This window comes from Pseudomonas sp. ENNP23, assembly GCF_001728945.1.
GTDB classification, from domain to species: domain Bacteria; phylum Pseudomonadota; class Gammaproteobacteria; order Pseudomonadales; family Pseudomonadaceae; genus Metapseudomonas; species Metapseudomonas otitidis.
In genome coordinates, this window is the sequence record NZ_LYSP01000013.1 from 45,301 (window position 1) to 59,482 (window position 14,182).

The following is a 14,182-nucleotide window of genomic DNA, read 5'->3' on the forward strand; positions in this document are numbered from 1 at the left end:
TGTCCGGCGGGCCGACCCGGCGGCGGAAAGGTGGTAAGCTCGCGCACCATGAAAACGACCCCCTCTCGCCCTATCGTCCTCTGTCTTTCCGGCCACGACCCCAGTGGCGGCGCCGGTCTGCAGGCGGACATTGAAGCCCTGATCGCCCAAGGCTGCCACGCGGCTCCCGCCGTGACCGCCCTGACCGTTCAGGACACCGTCAACGTTTCCGACTTCCGCGTGCTCGACCGCGAATGGGTGCTGGCCCAGGCCCGTGCGGTGATCGCCGATCTGCCGGTCTCTGCCGTGAAGCTGGGCATGCTGGGCTCGGTGGAGATGGTGGAGACCGTGCTGGAAATCATGCAGGGCTTGCCGGGTGTGCCGCTGGTCTGCGACCCGGTGCTGCGTGCCGGCGGCGGCGGTGCACTGGGCAAGGACGAAGTGGGCTACGCGATGCGCGAGCGCCTGCTGCCGGTGGCGCTCATCGCTACGCCGAACCTGCCGGAAGCGCGCATCCTGGCCGAACTCCCCGAAGGCACGGCCGACGAATGCGCCGAGAAGCTGCTGCCCTTCTGCCGCAACCTGCTGATCACCGGTGGCCATGGCGACGAGGCCGAGGTCCACAACCGCCTCTACACCGAAGATGGCGAACGCCACACCTTCACCTGCCAGCGCCTGCCCGGCAGCTACCACGGCTCCGGCTGCACCCTGGCCAGCACCCTGGCCGGTCGCCTGGCCCTGGGCGAGGCCCTGCCCGGCGCGGTGCGCTCGGCACTGGACTACACCTGGCGCACCCTGCGTGACGCCGAGCAACCGGGCCACGGCCAGTTCGTGCCACGCCGCCTGCCGCTGGACTTCTGCTCATGAAGCTGCGCGGCCTCTACGCCATCACCGACAGCCAGCTGCTCGCCGATGGCCGGCTGCTGCCCTACGTGGAGGCGGCCCTGAAGGGCGGCGCCCGTTTGCTGCAGTACCGCGACAAGTCCTCCGACGAGGCCCGTCGCCTGCGTGAGGCCGAGGCGCTGCGTGAGCTGTGTACCCGCTACGGCGCGCAGTTGCTGATCAACGACGACGCCGAGCTGGCTGCCCGCCTGGGCGTGGGCGTACACCTGGGTCAGACCGATGGCTCCATCGCAGCAGCGCGCGCCCTGCTGGGTCGTCACGCGGTCATCGGTGCCACCTGCCATGCGCGCCTGGACCTGGCCGAGTCGGCCCTGGCCGAAGGCGCCAGCTACGTGGCCTTCGGTCGCTTCTTCAACTCCCAGACCAAACCCGGCGCGCCGGCCGCCACGGCGGAACTGCTGGACGAGGCGCGCCAGCGTTTCCAGCAGCCCATCGTCGCCATCGGCGGCGTGACCCTGGACACCGCCCCCGCGCTGATCGCCCGTGGCGCGAGCATGGTGGCGGTGATTCACGCCCTGTTCGCCGCCGACGGCCCCGCCGAGGTGGAACGCCGCGCCCGCGCCTTCAGTGCGCTGTTCACGCCGGCCTGAGCCCTTTCAACCGCTTGCATAGAGAGTTCGACATGTCCCGTTCCGAAACCCTGTTCGCCAACGCCCAGAAACACATCCCCGGCGGCGTCAACTCGCCGGTCCGCGCCTTCCGGAGCGTCGGCGGCACGCCGCTGTTCTTCAAGCACGCGGAAGGCGCCTACGTGACGGACGAGGACGACAAGCGCTACGTGGACTACGTCGGCTCCTGGGGCCCGATGATCCTCGGCCACGGCCACCCGGACGTGCTCGACGCGGTGCGCCGCCAACTGCAGCACGGCCTCTCCTACGGTGCGCCCACCGCCATGGAAACCGAGATGGCCGACCTGGTCTGCGCCCTGGTGCCGTCCATGGAGATGGTGCGCATGGTCAGCTCCGGCACCGAGGCGACCATGAGCGCCATCCGCCTGGCCCGCGGCTTCACCGGTCGCGACGCGATCATCAAGTTCGAAGGCTGCTACCACGGTCACTCCGACAGCCTGCTGGTCAAGGCCGGCTCCGGTCTGCTGACCCAGGGCGTGCCCAGTTCGGCCGGCGTACCAGCAGACTTCGCCAAGCACACCCTGACGCTGCCCTTCAACGACATCGGCGCGGTGGAGAAGACCCTCGGTGAAGTCGGCCAGAACGTGGCCTGCATCATCGTCGAGCCGGTCGCCGGCAACATGAACTGCGTACCGCCGGCTCCCGGTTTCCTCGAAGGCCTGCGTCGCCTGTGCGACCAGCACGGCGTGGTGCTGATCTTCGACGAGGTGATGACCGGCTTCCGCGTCGCCCTGGGTGGCGCTCAGGCCCACTACGGCGTCACCCCGGACCTCTCCACCTTCGGCAAGATCGTCGGCGGCGGCATGCCGGTAGGCTGCTTCGGCGGCAAGCGCGAGATCATGTCCTGCATCGCGCCGCTGGGCCCGGTCTACCAGGCCGGCACCCTGTCCGGTAACCCGCTGGCCATGGCCGCCGGCCTGACCACCCTGAAGCTGATCAGCCGCCCGGGCTTCCACGCCGAGCTGACCGACTACACCACCCGTATGCTCGACGGCCTGCAGCAGCGCGCCGACGCTGCCGGCATTCCCTTCGTGACCACTCAGGCGGGCGGCATGTTCGGCCTGTACTTCAGCGGTGCCGACGACATCGTCACCTTCGACGATGTGATGGCCAGCGACGTGGAGCGCTTCAAGCGCTTCTTCCACCTGATGCTGGACGGCGGCGTCTACCTCGCCCCCAGCGCCTTCGAGGCCGGCTTCACCTCCATCGCCCACGGCGAGAAGGAACTGGCCATCACCCTGGACGCCGCAGAACGCGCCTTCGCCGAGCTGAAAAAGCGCTGATTCGTTACGCCATCCCTACACCCGGGTGTGCAGGCCACCGGCCTTGCCGCTTGGGTGCGGGAAAAGCGTGCAAAGACTTTGTAAGTAGCACCCGGCTTATTTCATAATGTGACGGTCGGCGCGTTTCGCCGACCGGGCGGGAGCCCGCTCTGCTTTCCGAGGCGCTGTGATCTGATGAACCGCACCGGCCGCATCCTGACATTGGGCAGCCTGTTGCTCCTTTCTCCCCTGCTGGCCGAAGCCGGCGGCAACTCGCTGCTGATCCCGGCGTCCGGCCGCTGCAACCTCAACACTCGCCCCGAAGACCTCCAGGAAGCCCTGTCCAACTGCCAGCAGGCCGCCAAGGCCGGCGACACGGGCGCACAGTACGAGCTGGGCGAGTTCTACTACGACGGCAAACGCGCCCCACGCGACCTGCAGCAAGCCCTGAACTGGTTCGAGCAGGCCTCGCTGAAAGGCAACGCCCAGGCGCAATTCCGCCTGGGCAACATGTTCTTCCGGGGTGAAGGCGTGCCGGCCAGCAACGTGCAGGCCTACATCGTGCTGAAGATGGCGGCAGTGAACGGCTCGGACGAGGCGATGGACTCGGCGGACGTGGTGGCTGGCCAGATGCGCGCCGACGAGCTGGAGATCGCCACCCAGGTGCTGGGGCAGATCTTCCGCAACTACCTCATCGAACTGCAGACCGCCGACGGCGGATCGCCCTTCGCCCCCCTGCCCTGAATACCGCGCCGCCTAGCTGCGCTTGTCCGGCATGGGCGGCATGGGGAACGGCATGACGTTGCCCGTGCCCTTGGCCTCGCTGATCTTCGCCGTGCCCAGGCGCTCCACCTCGTCGATGCGGATGATCGCGTGCATCGGCACGAAGCTGCGCACCACGCCCTCGAACTGCGCCTTGAGCTTCTCCTCACTGGGGTCCACCACCAGTTGGTTGCGCTCGCCGAAGACCAACTCCTCGATCTCCAGGAACCCCCACAGCTCGCTCTGGAAGATCTGCCGGACATAAATCTCGTAGACCTGGCCCTGGTTGAGGAAGATCACCTTGAAGATCGGTTCGTGCTTGCTCATGTAAAGGTCGGTACGGCGGTAAAAATGGGGCGCGAAGCATAACACGGCGACCGGTCGCGCCACCCTAGGAACGCGGGCAGGCCGCGACTATAATGCGCGGTTCTTCGAACCACCCGACCCTGACGTGCATGGCCAAGAAGCTCTATATCGAAACCCACGGCTGCCAGATGAACGAGTACGACTCCTCGCGCATGGCCGACCTGCTGGGCGAACACCAGGCGCTGGAAATGACCGAACGTGCCGAGGAGGCCGACGTCATCCTGCTCAATACCTGTTCCATACGCGAGAAGGCGCAGGAGAAGGTGTTCTCGCAACTCGGTCGCTGGCGGGAGCTGAAACGCCAGAACCCCGAGCTGGTGATCGGCGTCGGTGGCTGCGTGGCCAGCCAGGAAGGCGCCGCCATCCGTGAGCGCGCGCCTTACGTCGACGTGGTCTTCGGCCCGCAGACCCTGCACCGCCTGCCGGAGATGATCGACGCCGCGCGCACCACCCGCGCGCCCCAGGTGGACATCAGCTTCCCCGAGATCGAGAAGTTCGACCGTCTGCCCGAGCCCCGCGTCGACGGCCCCAGTGCCTTCGTCTCGGTGATGGAAGGCTGCAGCAAGTACTGCACCTTCTGCGTGGTGCCCTACACCCGTGGCGAGGAAGTCAGCCGGCCCTTCGACGACGTGCTGGCCGAGGTGATCCACCTGGCCGAGAACGGCGTGCGCGAGGTCACCCTGCTGGGCCAGAACGTCAACGGCTACCGCGGCCAGACCCACGACGGGCGCATCGCCGACTTCGCCGAGCTGATCCGCGTGGTCGCCGCTGTCGACGGCATCGACCGCATCCGCTACACCACCTCGCACCCGCTGGAGTTCTCCGACGCGCTGATCCAGGCCCACGCCGAAGTGCCGGAGCTGGTGAAGTTCGTCCACCTGCCGGTACAGGCCGGCTCGGACCGCATCCTCGCGGCGATGAAGCGCAACCACACCGCACTGGAATACAAGTCGCGCATCCGCAAGCTCAAGGCGGCGGTACCGGATATCTGCATCAGCTCCGACTTCATCGTCGGTTTCCCCGGCGAGACCGACAAGGACTTCGAGGCCACCATGAAGCTGGTGGAAGACGTCGGCTTCGACTTCTCCTTCTCCTTCGTCTACAGCTCGCGCCCCGGCACCCCGGCCGCCGACCTGCCCGACGACACCCCGGAAGAGGTGAAGAAGCAGCGTCTGCAGATCCTCCAGGCCCGCATCCACCAGCAGGGCTTCGAGAACAGCCGCCGCATGGTCGGCACCGTCCAGCGCATCCTGGTGAGCGACTTCTCCAAGAAGGACCCGGGCATGCTCCAGGGCCGCACCGAGAACAACCGCATCGTCAACTTCCGCAGCGCCAATCCGCGCCTTATCGGCCAGTTCGTCGACGTGCACATCGACGACGCCCTGCCCCACTCCCTGCGCGGCACGCTGATCGAGGACACACTGCACTGAAATCCCGGTGCCCGTGCTTCCGCAGCCGGGCACCTGGGTTTATGCTCCATCTCCTGACCTGCCAACGGCGACCAAGAACCCACGACATTGAACGCACCCCTGGATTTGCACCGCTTCACCCTGGAGCCCTTCGAGGCACGTCGATTCGCCAACCTCTGTGGCCAGTTCGACGAACACCTGCGGCTGATCGAGCAGCGCATGGCCATCGAGATCCGCAACCGCGGCAACCAGTTCGAGCTGGTGGGCGATCCCCAGCGCACCCAGGCCACCGAGCACCTGCTGCGCCGCCTCTACCGTGAGACCGAAGCCACCGAGCTGTCCCCGGACATGGTCCACCTGTTCCTCCGGGAAACCGGCATGGACGAGCTGGCCAACCCCAAGATGGAAGCCAGCGTCGCCCTGCGCACCCGCAAGGGCATGATCCGTCCGCGCGGCATCAACCAACAGCGCTACGTGAAGTCCATCCTCGACCACGACATCAACTTCGGCATCGGCCCGGCCGGCACCGGCAAGACCTACCTGGCCGTCGCCTGCGCCGTCGACGCCCTGGAGCGCGAGCAGGTGCGCCGCATCCTGCTGGTACGCCCGGCGGTGGAAGCCGGCGAGAAGCTGGGCTTCCTCCCCGGCGACCTGACCCAGAAGATCGACCCCTACCTGCGCCCACTCTATGACGCTCTCTACGAGATGCTCGGCTTCGAGCAGGTGGCCAAGCTGATCGAAAAGCAGGTGATCGAGGTCGCCCCGCTGGCCTACATGCGTGGCCGCACCCTTAACAACAGCTTCATCATTCTCGACGAGAGTCAGAACACCACCCTCGAGCAGATGAAGATGTTCCTGACCCGTATCGGCTTCGGCTCCACGGCCGTCATCACCGGCGACATCACCCAGGTCGACCTGCCCCGGGGCACCCGCTCCGGCCTGGCTCATGTGATCGACGTGCTGCGTGACGTGCCCGGCATCGCCTTCACCCACTTCAAATCCCACGACGTGGTCCGCCACCCGCTGGTGCAGCGCATCGTCGAAGCCTATGACCGCTACGACAACCGCAGCCAGGCCAAGCCGCGTCCTGCAGACAACGATCCGGGTGCGATCAACCCCGATGCTTGAACTCGACCTGCAACTGGCCAGCGAGGCCAGTGACCTGCCCGGCGAAGCCGACTTCCGCCGCTGGTGCACCCTGGCCCTGCGCCAGCGCCAGGGCGACTCGGAGCTGACCATCCGCCTGGTGGACGAGCCCGAGGGCCGCGAGCTGAACCGCACCTGGCGGCACAAGGACTACGCCACCAACGTGCTGTCCTTCCCCGCCGACGTACCCGAGGAGTTCCTCGACATCCCGCTGCTGGGCGACCTGGTGATCTGCGCCCCGGTGGTGGCCCGCGAGGCCGCCGAGCAGAGCAAGGCCCTCGATGCCCACTGGGCGCACCTGGTGATTCACGGCTGCCTGCACCTCCTGGGTTACGACCACATCGAGGACGAGGAAGCCGAAGAAATGGAAGCGCTGGAACGGGAACTGCTGGCCGAACTCGGCCACCCCGACCCGTACCGCGACGACGAGTGAGAAACCCGAGCAAGGACATATGAGCGAAGATCGATCGAGCAACGGGCACAGGTCCTGGCTGGAAAAGCTGACCCAGGCCTTTGCCCATGAGCCGAAAAGCCGCCAGGAGCTGCTGGAGCTACTGCGCGAAGCCCACCAGAACAAACTGCTGGACAGCGAGGCGCTGTCCATCGTCGAGGGTGCCATCCAGGTGGCTGACCTGCAGGTGCGCGACATCATGGTGCCGCGCTCGCAGATGATCAGCATCAAGGCCACCCAGACACCCCGCGAGTTCCTCCCCGCCATCATCGACGCCGCGCACTCGCGCTACCCGGTGATCGGCGAAGGCCTGGACGACGTCATGGGCATCCTCCTGGCCAAGGACCTGCTGCCGCTGATCCTCCAGGACCCCGACCGCCCCTTCAACATCAAGGAGCTGCTGCGTCCGGCCACCTTCGTGCCCGAATCCAAGCGCCTCAACGTGCTGCTCCGCGAGTTCCGCGCCAACCACAACCACATGGCCGTGGTCATCGACGAATACGGCGGCGTGGCAGGCCTGGTGACCATCGAGGACGTGCTGGAGCAGATCGTCGGTGACATCGAGGACGAGCACGACGTCGAGGAAGACAGCTACATCAAGCCGCTCCCCAGCGGCGACTTCATCGTCAAGGCGCTGACCCCGGTGGATACCTTCAACAGCTTCTTCGAAACCGACTTCTCCGAAGACGAGTTCGACACCATCGGCGGCCTGGTCATGGGTGCCTTCGGACACCTGCCCAAGCGTAACGAGACCACGGAGTTCGGCGGCTTCCGCTTCCGCGTGCTCAACGCCGACAGCCGCCGCCTGCACCTGCTGCGCCTCAGCCCGATCAACCGCTGACCGCCCCCACGCCCGTCGCTTCCCGGCGCGGGCGTGGCCCGGCTAGACTGCGCGGCGTTCCGGGCCCTCCACTGCCCCGCCCAAGGATTGCGCATGAACTGGATCACCCGCCCCGGCTGGCCGGGCAACCTGCTGGCCCTGGCCGCCGGCGCCCTCACTCCGCTGGCCATGGCGCCCTTCGACTACTGGCCGCTGTCGCTGCTGTCCCTCGCCCTGTTCTACCTAGGCCTGCGCGGACTCGGCCCCAAGGCCGCCTTCGGCCGGGGCTGGTGCTACGGCTTCGGCCTGTTCATCGCCGGCACCAGCTGGATCTACGTCAGCATCCACGACTACGGCGGCGCCTCGGCGCCGCTGGCCGCCTTCCTCACCGCTGGCTTCTGCGCTGGCGTGGCCTTGTTCTTCGCCATTCCCGCCGCGCTCTGGGCACGCTGGTTCCGCCGCAACGAGGCCCCACTGGCCGACGCCCTGGCCTTCGCCGCGCTGTGGCTGGCCCAGGAGACCTTCCGCGGCTGGTTCCTCACCGGTTTCCCCTGGCTCTACGCCGGCTACAGCCAGCTGGATGGTCCCCTGGCGGGCCTGGCCCCGCTCGGCGGTGTCTGGCTGGTGTCGTTCGCCCTCGCCCTGAGCGCTGCCCTGCTGGTCAACCTGGTGCGCCTGCGCCGGGCCCCAGCGTTCCTGATCGCCGCCTTGGGTCTGCTGGCGGCCCCCTGGATCACCGGGCTGGCCCTCAAGGACCACGCCTGGACCCGACCGCTGGGCGAGAAGCTCGACGTGGTCGCCCTGCAGGGCAACGTGGAGCAGAACCTGAAATGGGACCCGGCGCAGCTGGAAGCCCAGTTGGCGCTCTACCGCGACATGACCCTGGCGGCGCGCCGCACCGACCTGATCATCTGGCCGGAAACTGCCGTACCGGTATTGAAGGAACACGCCGAAGGCTTCCTCTCCGTCATGGGCCGCGTCGCCCACGACCGCCAGGCCGCGCTGATCACCGGCGTACCGATCCGCCAGGCCAACGAGCGGGGCGAGAAGCGCTACTACAACGGCATCACCGTGGTCGGCGACGGCCAGGGCACCTACCTCAAGCAGCAACTGGTGCCGTTCGGCGAATACGTACCGCTGCAGGATGTGCTGCGCGGGCTGATCGCCTTCTTCGACCTGCCCATGTCCGACTTCGCCCGCGGCCCCGCCGACCAGCCGCCGCTGCTGGCCAAGGGCTACAGGATCGCGCCGTACATCTGCTACGAAGTGGTCTACCCCGAGTTCGCCGCCGACCTGGCCGCTCAGAGCGACCTGCTGCTGACCGTGTCCAACGACACCTGGTTCGGCACCTCCATCGGCCCGCTGCAGCACCTGCAGATGGCGCAGATGCGGGCGCTGGAGGCCGGGCGCTGGATGATCCGCGCCACCAACAACGGCGTCACTGTGTTGATCGACCCCTTCGGCCGCATCGAAACCGCCATCCCGCAGTTCGAGAAGGCCTTGCTCTACGGCCAGGTGGAGCCCATGCAGGGCCTCACCCCGTACCTGAAATGGCGCTCCTGGCCGCTGGCCATCCTCTGCGGCCTGCTGTTCGGCTGGGCCCTGCTGGCCAGCCGCATCGCCAAGACGGTCTGACCCGACTCACTCGCTGGCAACCGCTCCCGGGCGGTACGCCAGCGGGTAGGCCAGCAGGCCCAGCGCCTCGTTGAGCAACATCCCGCTGTGCCACACCGCCACCGTCTCCGGCAGCCAACCGCCGAACGGCCGTGAATTGGGAGAGGACAGGAACGACGACGGCGCTGTGACCACCTCCAACCCCGCCTGCTCGAAGCACCAGCGTGCGCGCTGCATGTGGAAGGCCTGGGTCACCAGCACCACCCGCTCGACACCTTCGGCCTTGAGGATACGCGCCGACTCCACGGCGTTCTCCCAGGTGGTCCGGCTCGCCTCTTCCCGCCAGCGCACCGGCACGCCCAGATCACGCTCGAACGACTCGGCCATGATCGCCGCCTCGCTGGGCGGCTGGCCGTAGTGGAAACCGCCAGTGACCAGCACCGGTAGTTGAGTGGCCTTGGCGATCCGCGCGGCATAACGCATGCGCTCCATAGCCAGCAGGCTGGGCTGGTCGCCCTCCCAGGCAGGGTCGTCGCGCACCCGCCCGGCCCCCAGCACAACGATGGCCTGGGCGCGCCCGGGCAGCTCGGCCCAACGCGCCTCCTGCAAGGGCGGTTCGGTCTCCAGCCAGCCGGCCAGGGTTTCCACTGCCACCGGCAGGCTCATCGTCCACAGGCCACCGAACCCCATCAGGAAACAGGCGAGCGCCAGGCGGGGGCGACGCACGCGCCACCACCAGGCCAGCAACAGCAGGACCAAAAGGATGCCTGGCGGCATCAGCAGTTGTTTGAACAGATAGCGAATCGGCATCGGCACCTCCAAAGGTGCGCGAAGCCTAACGGGGATTGCCGGCGCGGAAAAGCTGGGACCCGCAGGTGGCGCAGGCCTGGACGCCCTGGCCACGCTGCCAATTGGCCGGCGCGCCACAGAGTGCGCACAACAGTTGCTGCCGCCGCTTGAACAGCGGCTTGGCCGCGCGCGGCGGCGGACTGCTCTTGGAATTGCGCACGGGCTTGGCCGCACGGGTGGGTTGCTGCTCGATGAGGGCGAGCTCCTCGGCGGCAGCGTGCCAACCGCGCAACCAATGGAGGTCCTTGTCGAGGTAGGCCCGGATCAGCGCCAGCTCGGCGGGGGTCAGCCCCTTGAGCTCCAGCTCGCTCGGGTGTTCGTTGCGCAACCGTTCGGCCGTATCCGCCTCGTCCAGCGCCAGGGCCAGGCGATGCAGCAGACGCTCATACAGCCCACCCGCCGTTTCTGCCCGCCTCGTCTCCACCATGCAGCACCTCGACACGCCCTGCAGCGCCCTCATGAAACAGAAGCTTAGCGGTCGCCAGAGCCCGCGCAGGATGGCCGCGACAAACGGCGGCGGGGCGCGCGCGCCGCACAATCAGGGTTTCCCTCTGCCAACGGCGCTCATGTATGCTACGGCGCTTGAATTTACGTTTCGCAAGCGGTTCAGCGCCCTTCACGGCCGCGATCCGATGCCCATTTATCAGCGCAAGTAGCCATGCACGAAAACTACCAGCCCCGTGATATCGAAGCCGCCGCGCAGGCCCATTGGGACGCGCATAAATCCTTTGAAGTGAGCGAGCAGGCCGGCAAGGACACCTTCTATTGCCTGTCCATGTTCCCCTACCCGAGCGGCAAGCTACACATGGGGCACGTGCGCAACTACACCATCGGCGACGTGATTGCCCGCTACCAACGCATGCAGGGCAAGAACGTGCTGCAGCCCATGGGCTGGGACGCCTTCGGCATGCCGGCGGAAAACGCCGCCATGAAGAACAACGTCGCCCCCGCCAAGTGGACCTACGAGAACATCGCCTACATGAAGGCCCAGCTGAAGAGCCTGGGCCTGGCGATCGACTGGTCCCGCGAGGTCACCACCTGCAAGCCGGACTACTACCGCTGGGAACAGTGGCTGTTCACCCGCCTGTTCGAGAAGGGCGTGATCTACCGCAAGAACGGCACCGTGAACTGGGACCCCGCGGACCAGACCGTACTGGCCAACGAGCAGGTCATCGACGGCCGTGGCTGGCGTTCGGGCGCGCTGATCGAGAAGCGCGAAATCCCGATGTACTACTTCAAGATCACCGCCTACGCCGAAGAGCTGCTCAGCAGCCTCGACGACCTGCCGGGCTGGCCCGAGCAGGTCAAGACCATGCAGCGTAACTGGATCGGCAAGTCCCGCGGGATGGAGGTCAGCTTCCCCTATGACGCCGACAGCATCGGCCAGGACGGCGTACTGAAGGTCTTCACCACCCGCCCCGACACCCTGATGGGCGCCACTTACGTGGCCGTGGCCGCCGAGCACCCGCTGGCCGCCATCGCCCTGACCAAGCTGCCGGCCGACCAGGCCGCCGAGCTGCAGGCCTTCATCGACGAGTGCAAGCGCGGCGGCGTCGCCGAAGCCGACATCGCCACCCAGGAGAAGAAAGGCCTGGCCACCCCACTGTTCGTCGAGCACCCGCTGACCGGTGAGAAGCTTCCGGTGTGGGTCGCCAACTACGTGCTGATGAACTATGGCGAAGGCGCCGTGATGGCCGTCCCGGCCCACGACGAACGCGACTTCGCCTTTGCCGCCAAGTACAACCTGCCGGTCAAGCCGGTGGTGCGCACCAGCGCCGGTGACGAGACCCCCGCTCCCTGGCAGGACGCCTACGGCGAGCACGGCCAGCTGATCAACTCCGGCGCGTTCGACGGCCTGGACTTCCAGGGCGCCTTCGACGCCATCGAAGTGGCCCTGCAGAAGAAGGGTCTCGGCCAGTCGCGCACCCAGTTCCGCCTGCGCGACTGGGGCATCAGCCGCCAGCGCTACTGGGGCTGCCCGATCCCGATCATCCATTGCCCGAGCTGCGGCGACGTGCCGGTCCCCGAGGACCAGTTGCCCGTCGTGCTGCCCGAAGACGTGGTACCGAACGGCGCCGGCAGCCCGCTGGCGAAGATGCCCGAGTTCTACGAATGCACCTGCCCGAAATGCGGCACGGCGGCCAAGCGCGAAACCGACACCATGGACACCTTCGTGGAAAGCTCCTGGTACTTCGCCCGCTACGCCTCGCCCACCTACGACAAGGGCATGGTCGACCCGGCTGCTGCCAACCACTGGCTGCCGGTGGACCAGTACATCGGCGGCATCGAGCACGCCATCCTGCACCTGCTCTACGCGCGTTTCTTCCACAAGCTGATGCGTGACGAAGGCCTGGTCAGCTCCAACGAGCCATTCAAGAACCTGCTGACCCAGGGCATGGTGGTCGCCGAGACCTACTACCGCACTGCCTCCAACGGCGGCAAGGACTGGTTCAACCCGGCCGATGTCGAGGTCGAGCGTGACGCCAAAGCCAAGGTCATCGGCGCACGCCTGAAGACCGACGGCCTGCCGGTGGAAATCGGCGGCACCGAGAAGATGTCCAAGTCGAAGAACAACGGTGTGGACCCGCAGGCCATGATCGACGCCTACGGCGCCGACACCTGCCGCCTGTTCATGATGTTCGCCTCGCCGCCGGACATGAGCCTGGAGTGGTCCGACGCTGGCGTCGAAGGCGCCAGTCGCTTCCTGCGCCGCGTCTGGCGCCTGGCCCAGGCCCATGTCAATGCCGGCCTGCCGGCTGCGCTTGACACCAGCGCCCTCTCCGATGCCCAGAAGGAGGTGCGCCGCGCCATCCATCTGGCCATCAAGCAGGCCAGCCAGGACGTCGGCCAGCACCACAAGTTCAACACCGCCATCGCCGCCGTGATGACCCTGATGAACGTGCTGGAGAAGGCCCCGCAGGCGGACGCCCAGGACCGCGCCCTGCTCCAGGAAGGCCTGGAGACCGTGGCCCTGCTGCTGGCCCCGATCACCCCGCACATCTGCCATGAGATCTGGCGCGAACTGGGCCATGCCGATGCCGTCATCGACGCGGCCTGGCCGAAGGTCGACGAAAGCGCCCTGGTGCAGGACACCCTGCAACTGGTGGTGCAGGTCAACGGCAAGCTCCGTGGCCAGATCGAGGTGGCGGCCGACGCCAGCCGCGAGGCCGTCGAGGCGACCGCCCGCGCCAACGAGAACGTGCTGCGCTTCACCGAAGGCCTGACCATCCGCAAGGTGATCGTGGTCCCGGGCAAGCTGGTCAACATTGTCGCCAACTGACTTCACACCGGGGCTGCCGCGCAGCCCCGGCGATTCGCCAAGGGGAAAACCAACGATGAAGAAACGGAATCTGCTGGTCCTGGGCCTGACGCTGACACTCGGCGCCTGCGGCTTCCAGCTTCGCGGCACCGGCGACACCCAGTTCGCCCTCAAGGAAGTGGACGTCACCGCCCGCAACACCTACGGCGAAACCGTCAAGCAACTGCGCCAGTTGCTCAAGCGCAGCCACGTCAAGGTGCACGCCGGTGCGCCCTACCGCATCGTCCTGACCCGCGAACAGGAAGAAAGCCGCTCCGCCAGCTACAGCGGAAACTCGCGCACCTCCGAGTACCAGTTGAGCAACACCCTGGACTACGAGATCCGCGGTGGTCAGAAAGACCTGCTGCTGATGCAGGACCGTGTCGATGTGCAGCGCTACTACACGCACGACAGCAACAACCTGATCGCTTCCGATCAGGAATCCGCGCAACTGCGCCAGGAAATGCGCCGCGACATGATCCAGCAGGTGGCCATGCGCCTGCAGCTGATCACCCCTGAGCAGTTGGACACGCTGCAGGCCCAGGCGGAAGCCAAAGCCCAGGCCGAAGCCGATGCGCTGGAAGCCGCCCGCCGCGCGGAAGAAGCGCAGCAGCCGCAGCAGTCCCCGCTGCAGTTGCCCATCAAGTAAGTGCTCCGCCCGGTTGCGTGATCGCGCAGCCGGGCAGCCCTCCCC

Annotated in this window: 14 protein-coding genes; 11 read left to right on the forward strand and 3 right to left on the reverse strand. The window is 67.0% G+C overall.

Annotated features, from left to right (window positions below; translation table 11 throughout):
• Positions 1–48 precede the first annotated feature (48 nt).
• From A9G05_RS09745 to A9G05_RS09760, 4 genes are all read left to right on the forward strand, one after another.
• The gene (locus tag A9G05_RS09745) at positions 49–846 is read left to right on the forward strand and encodes a hydroxymethylpyrimidine/phosphomethylpyrimidine kinase (RefSeq protein WP_069560784.1); all 798 of its coding nucleotides are present in this window, start codon (positions 49–51) and stop codon (positions 844–846) included.
• A complete protein-coding gene (thiE, locus tag A9G05_RS09750; RefSeq protein WP_069560785.1) occupies positions 843–1,472 on the forward strand; it encodes a thiamine phosphate synthase in 630 nt (209 codons plus the stop codon). The genes A9G05_RS09745 and thiE overlap by 4 nt, the downstream gene beginning before the upstream one ends.
• Positions 1,473–1,504: 32 nt before the next feature.
• Positions 1,505–2,794 (forward strand): glutamate-1-semialdehyde 2,1-aminomutase, encoded by a 1,290-nt coding sequence (hemL, locus tag A9G05_RS09755; RefSeq protein WP_069560786.1) that lies wholly within the window; start codon positions 1,505–1,507, stop codon positions 2,792–2,794.
• A gap of 174 nt (positions 2,795–2,968) precedes the next feature.
• Complete coding sequence (locus A9G05_RS09760) at positions 2,969–3,517, forward strand: tetratricopeptide repeat protein (protein ID WP_044410710.1); 549 nt, start codon at positions 2,969–2,971, stop codon at positions 3,515–3,517.
• Positions 3,518–3,529: 12 nt separating this feature from the next.
• Here A9G05_RS09760 and A9G05_RS09765 read toward each other — a convergent pair whose 3' ends face one another.
• Positions 3,530–3,862, reverse strand: coding sequence for a DUF1820 family protein (locus A9G05_RS09765; RefSeq protein WP_069560787.1), 333 nt, complete (start codon positions 3,860–3,862; stop codon positions 3,530–3,532).
• A 128-nt stretch (positions 3,863–3,990) separates the two neighbouring features.
• Here A9G05_RS09765 and miaB point away from each other — a divergent pair, with 128 nt between their 5' ends.
• From miaB to lnt, 5 genes are all read left to right on the forward strand, one after another.
• Positions 3,991–5,331: a tRNA (N6-isopentenyl adenosine(37)-C2)-methylthiotransferase MiaB gene (miaB, locus tag A9G05_RS09770; RefSeq protein WP_044410879.1), complete on the forward strand. Its 1,341-nt coding sequence runs from the start codon at positions 3,991–3,993 to the stop codon at positions 5,329–5,331.
• An 87-nt stretch (positions 5,332–5,418) separates the two neighbouring features.
• Positions 5,419–6,438: a PhoH family protein gene (locus A9G05_RS09775; RefSeq protein ID WP_069560788.1), complete on the forward strand. Its 1,020-nt coding sequence runs from the start codon at positions 5,419–5,421 to the stop codon at positions 6,436–6,438.
• The gene (gene ybeY / locus A9G05_RS09780) at positions 6,431–6,889 is read left to right on the forward strand and encodes an rRNA maturation RNase YbeY (RefSeq protein ID WP_069560789.1); all 459 of its coding nucleotides are present in this window, start codon (positions 6,431–6,433) and stop codon (positions 6,887–6,889) included. The genes A9G05_RS09775 and ybeY overlap by 8 nt, the downstream gene beginning before the upstream one ends.
• A gap of 19 nt (positions 6,890–6,908) precedes the next feature.
• Positions 6,909–7,748, forward strand: coding sequence for an HlyC/CorC family transporter (locus tag A9G05_RS09785; protein ID WP_069560790.1), 840 nt, complete (start codon positions 6,909–6,911; stop codon positions 7,746–7,748).
• Between the two features lie 93 nt (positions 7,749–7,841).
• The gene (gene lnt / locus A9G05_RS09790) at positions 7,842–9,362 is read left to right on the forward strand and encodes an apolipoprotein N-acyltransferase (RefSeq protein ID WP_069560791.1); all 1,521 of its coding nucleotides are present in this window, start codon (positions 7,842–7,844) and stop codon (positions 9,360–9,362) included.
• 6 nt (positions 9,363–9,368) lie between these two features.
• Here lnt and A9G05_RS09795 read toward each other — a convergent pair whose 3' ends face one another.
• Positions 9,369–10,151, reverse strand: coding sequence for a YdcF family protein (locus tag A9G05_RS09795; protein ID WP_069560792.1), 783 nt, complete (start codon positions 10,149–10,151; stop codon positions 9,369–9,371).
• 25 nt (positions 10,152–10,176) lie between these two features.
• The gene (locus A9G05_RS09800; protein WP_069560793.1) at positions 10,177–10,617 is read right to left on the reverse strand and encodes a hypothetical protein; all 441 of its coding nucleotides are present in this window, start codon (positions 10,615–10,617) and stop codon (positions 10,177–10,179) included.
• Between the two features lie 231 nt (positions 10,618–10,848).
• Between A9G05_RS09800 and leuS the strand changes: the two genes are divergently transcribed.
• Positions 10,849–13,470, forward strand: a complete 2,622-nt coding sequence (gene leuS, locus A9G05_RS09810) for a leucine--tRNA ligase (RefSeq protein WP_069560795.1) — start codon at positions 10,849–10,851, stop codon at positions 13,468–13,470.
• A gap of 55 nt (positions 13,471–13,525) precedes the next feature.
• On the forward strand, positions 13,526–14,137 hold the full coding sequence (lptE, locus tag A9G05_RS09815) for an LPS assembly lipoprotein LptE (protein ID WP_069560796.1): 612 nt from the start codon (positions 13,526–13,528) through the stop codon (positions 14,135–14,137).
• Positions 14,138–14,182 lie beyond the last annotated feature (45 nt).

Coding starts and splice junctions, on each gene's coding strand:
- leuS (WP_069560795.1), top strand. CDS start 10,849: ATGCACGAAAACTACCAGCCCCGTGATATCGAAGCCGCCGCGCAGGCC.
- thiE (WP_069560785.1), top strand. CDS start 843: ATGAAGCTGCGCGGCCTCTACGCCATCACCGACAGCCAGCTGCTCGCC.
- A9G05_RS09795 (WP_069560792.1), bottom strand. CDS start 10,151: ATGCCGATTCGCTATCTGTTCAAACAACTGCTGATGCCGCCAGGCATC.
- ybeY (WP_069560789.1), top strand. CDS start 6,431: ATGCTTGAACTCGACCTGCAACTGGCCAGCGAGGCCAGTGACCTGCCC.
- hemL (WP_069560786.1), top strand. CDS start 1,505: ATGTCCCGTTCCGAAACCCTGTTCGCCAACGCCCAGAAACACATCCCC.
- A9G05_RS09745 (WP_069560784.1), top strand. CDS start 49: ATGAAAACGACCCCCTCTCGCCCTATCGTCCTCTGTCTTTCCGGCCAC.
- lnt (WP_069560791.1), top strand. CDS start 7,842: ATGAACTGGATCACCCGCCCCGGCTGGCCGGGCAACCTGCTGGCCCTG.
- A9G05_RS09785 (WP_069560790.1), top strand. CDS start 6,909: ATGAGCGAAGATCGATCGAGCAACGGGCACAGGTCCTGGCTGGAAAAG.
- lptE (WP_069560796.1), top strand. CDS start 13,526: ATGAAGAAACGGAATCTGCTGGTCCTGGGCCTGACGCTGACACTCGGC.
- A9G05_RS09760 (WP_044410710.1), top strand. CDS start 2,969: ATGAACCGCACCGGCCGCATCCTGACATTGGGCAGCCTGTTGCTCCTT.
- A9G05_RS09765 (WP_069560787.1), bottom strand. CDS start 3,862: ATGAGCAAGCACGAACCGATCTTCAAGGTGATCTTCCTCAACCAGGGC.
- miaB (WP_044410879.1), top strand. CDS start 3,991: ATGGCCAAGAAGCTCTATATCGAAACCCACGGCTGCCAGATGAACGAG.
- A9G05_RS09800 (WP_069560793.1), bottom strand. CDS start 10,617: ATGGTGGAGACGAGGCGGGCAGAAACGGCGGGTGGGCTGTATGAGCGT.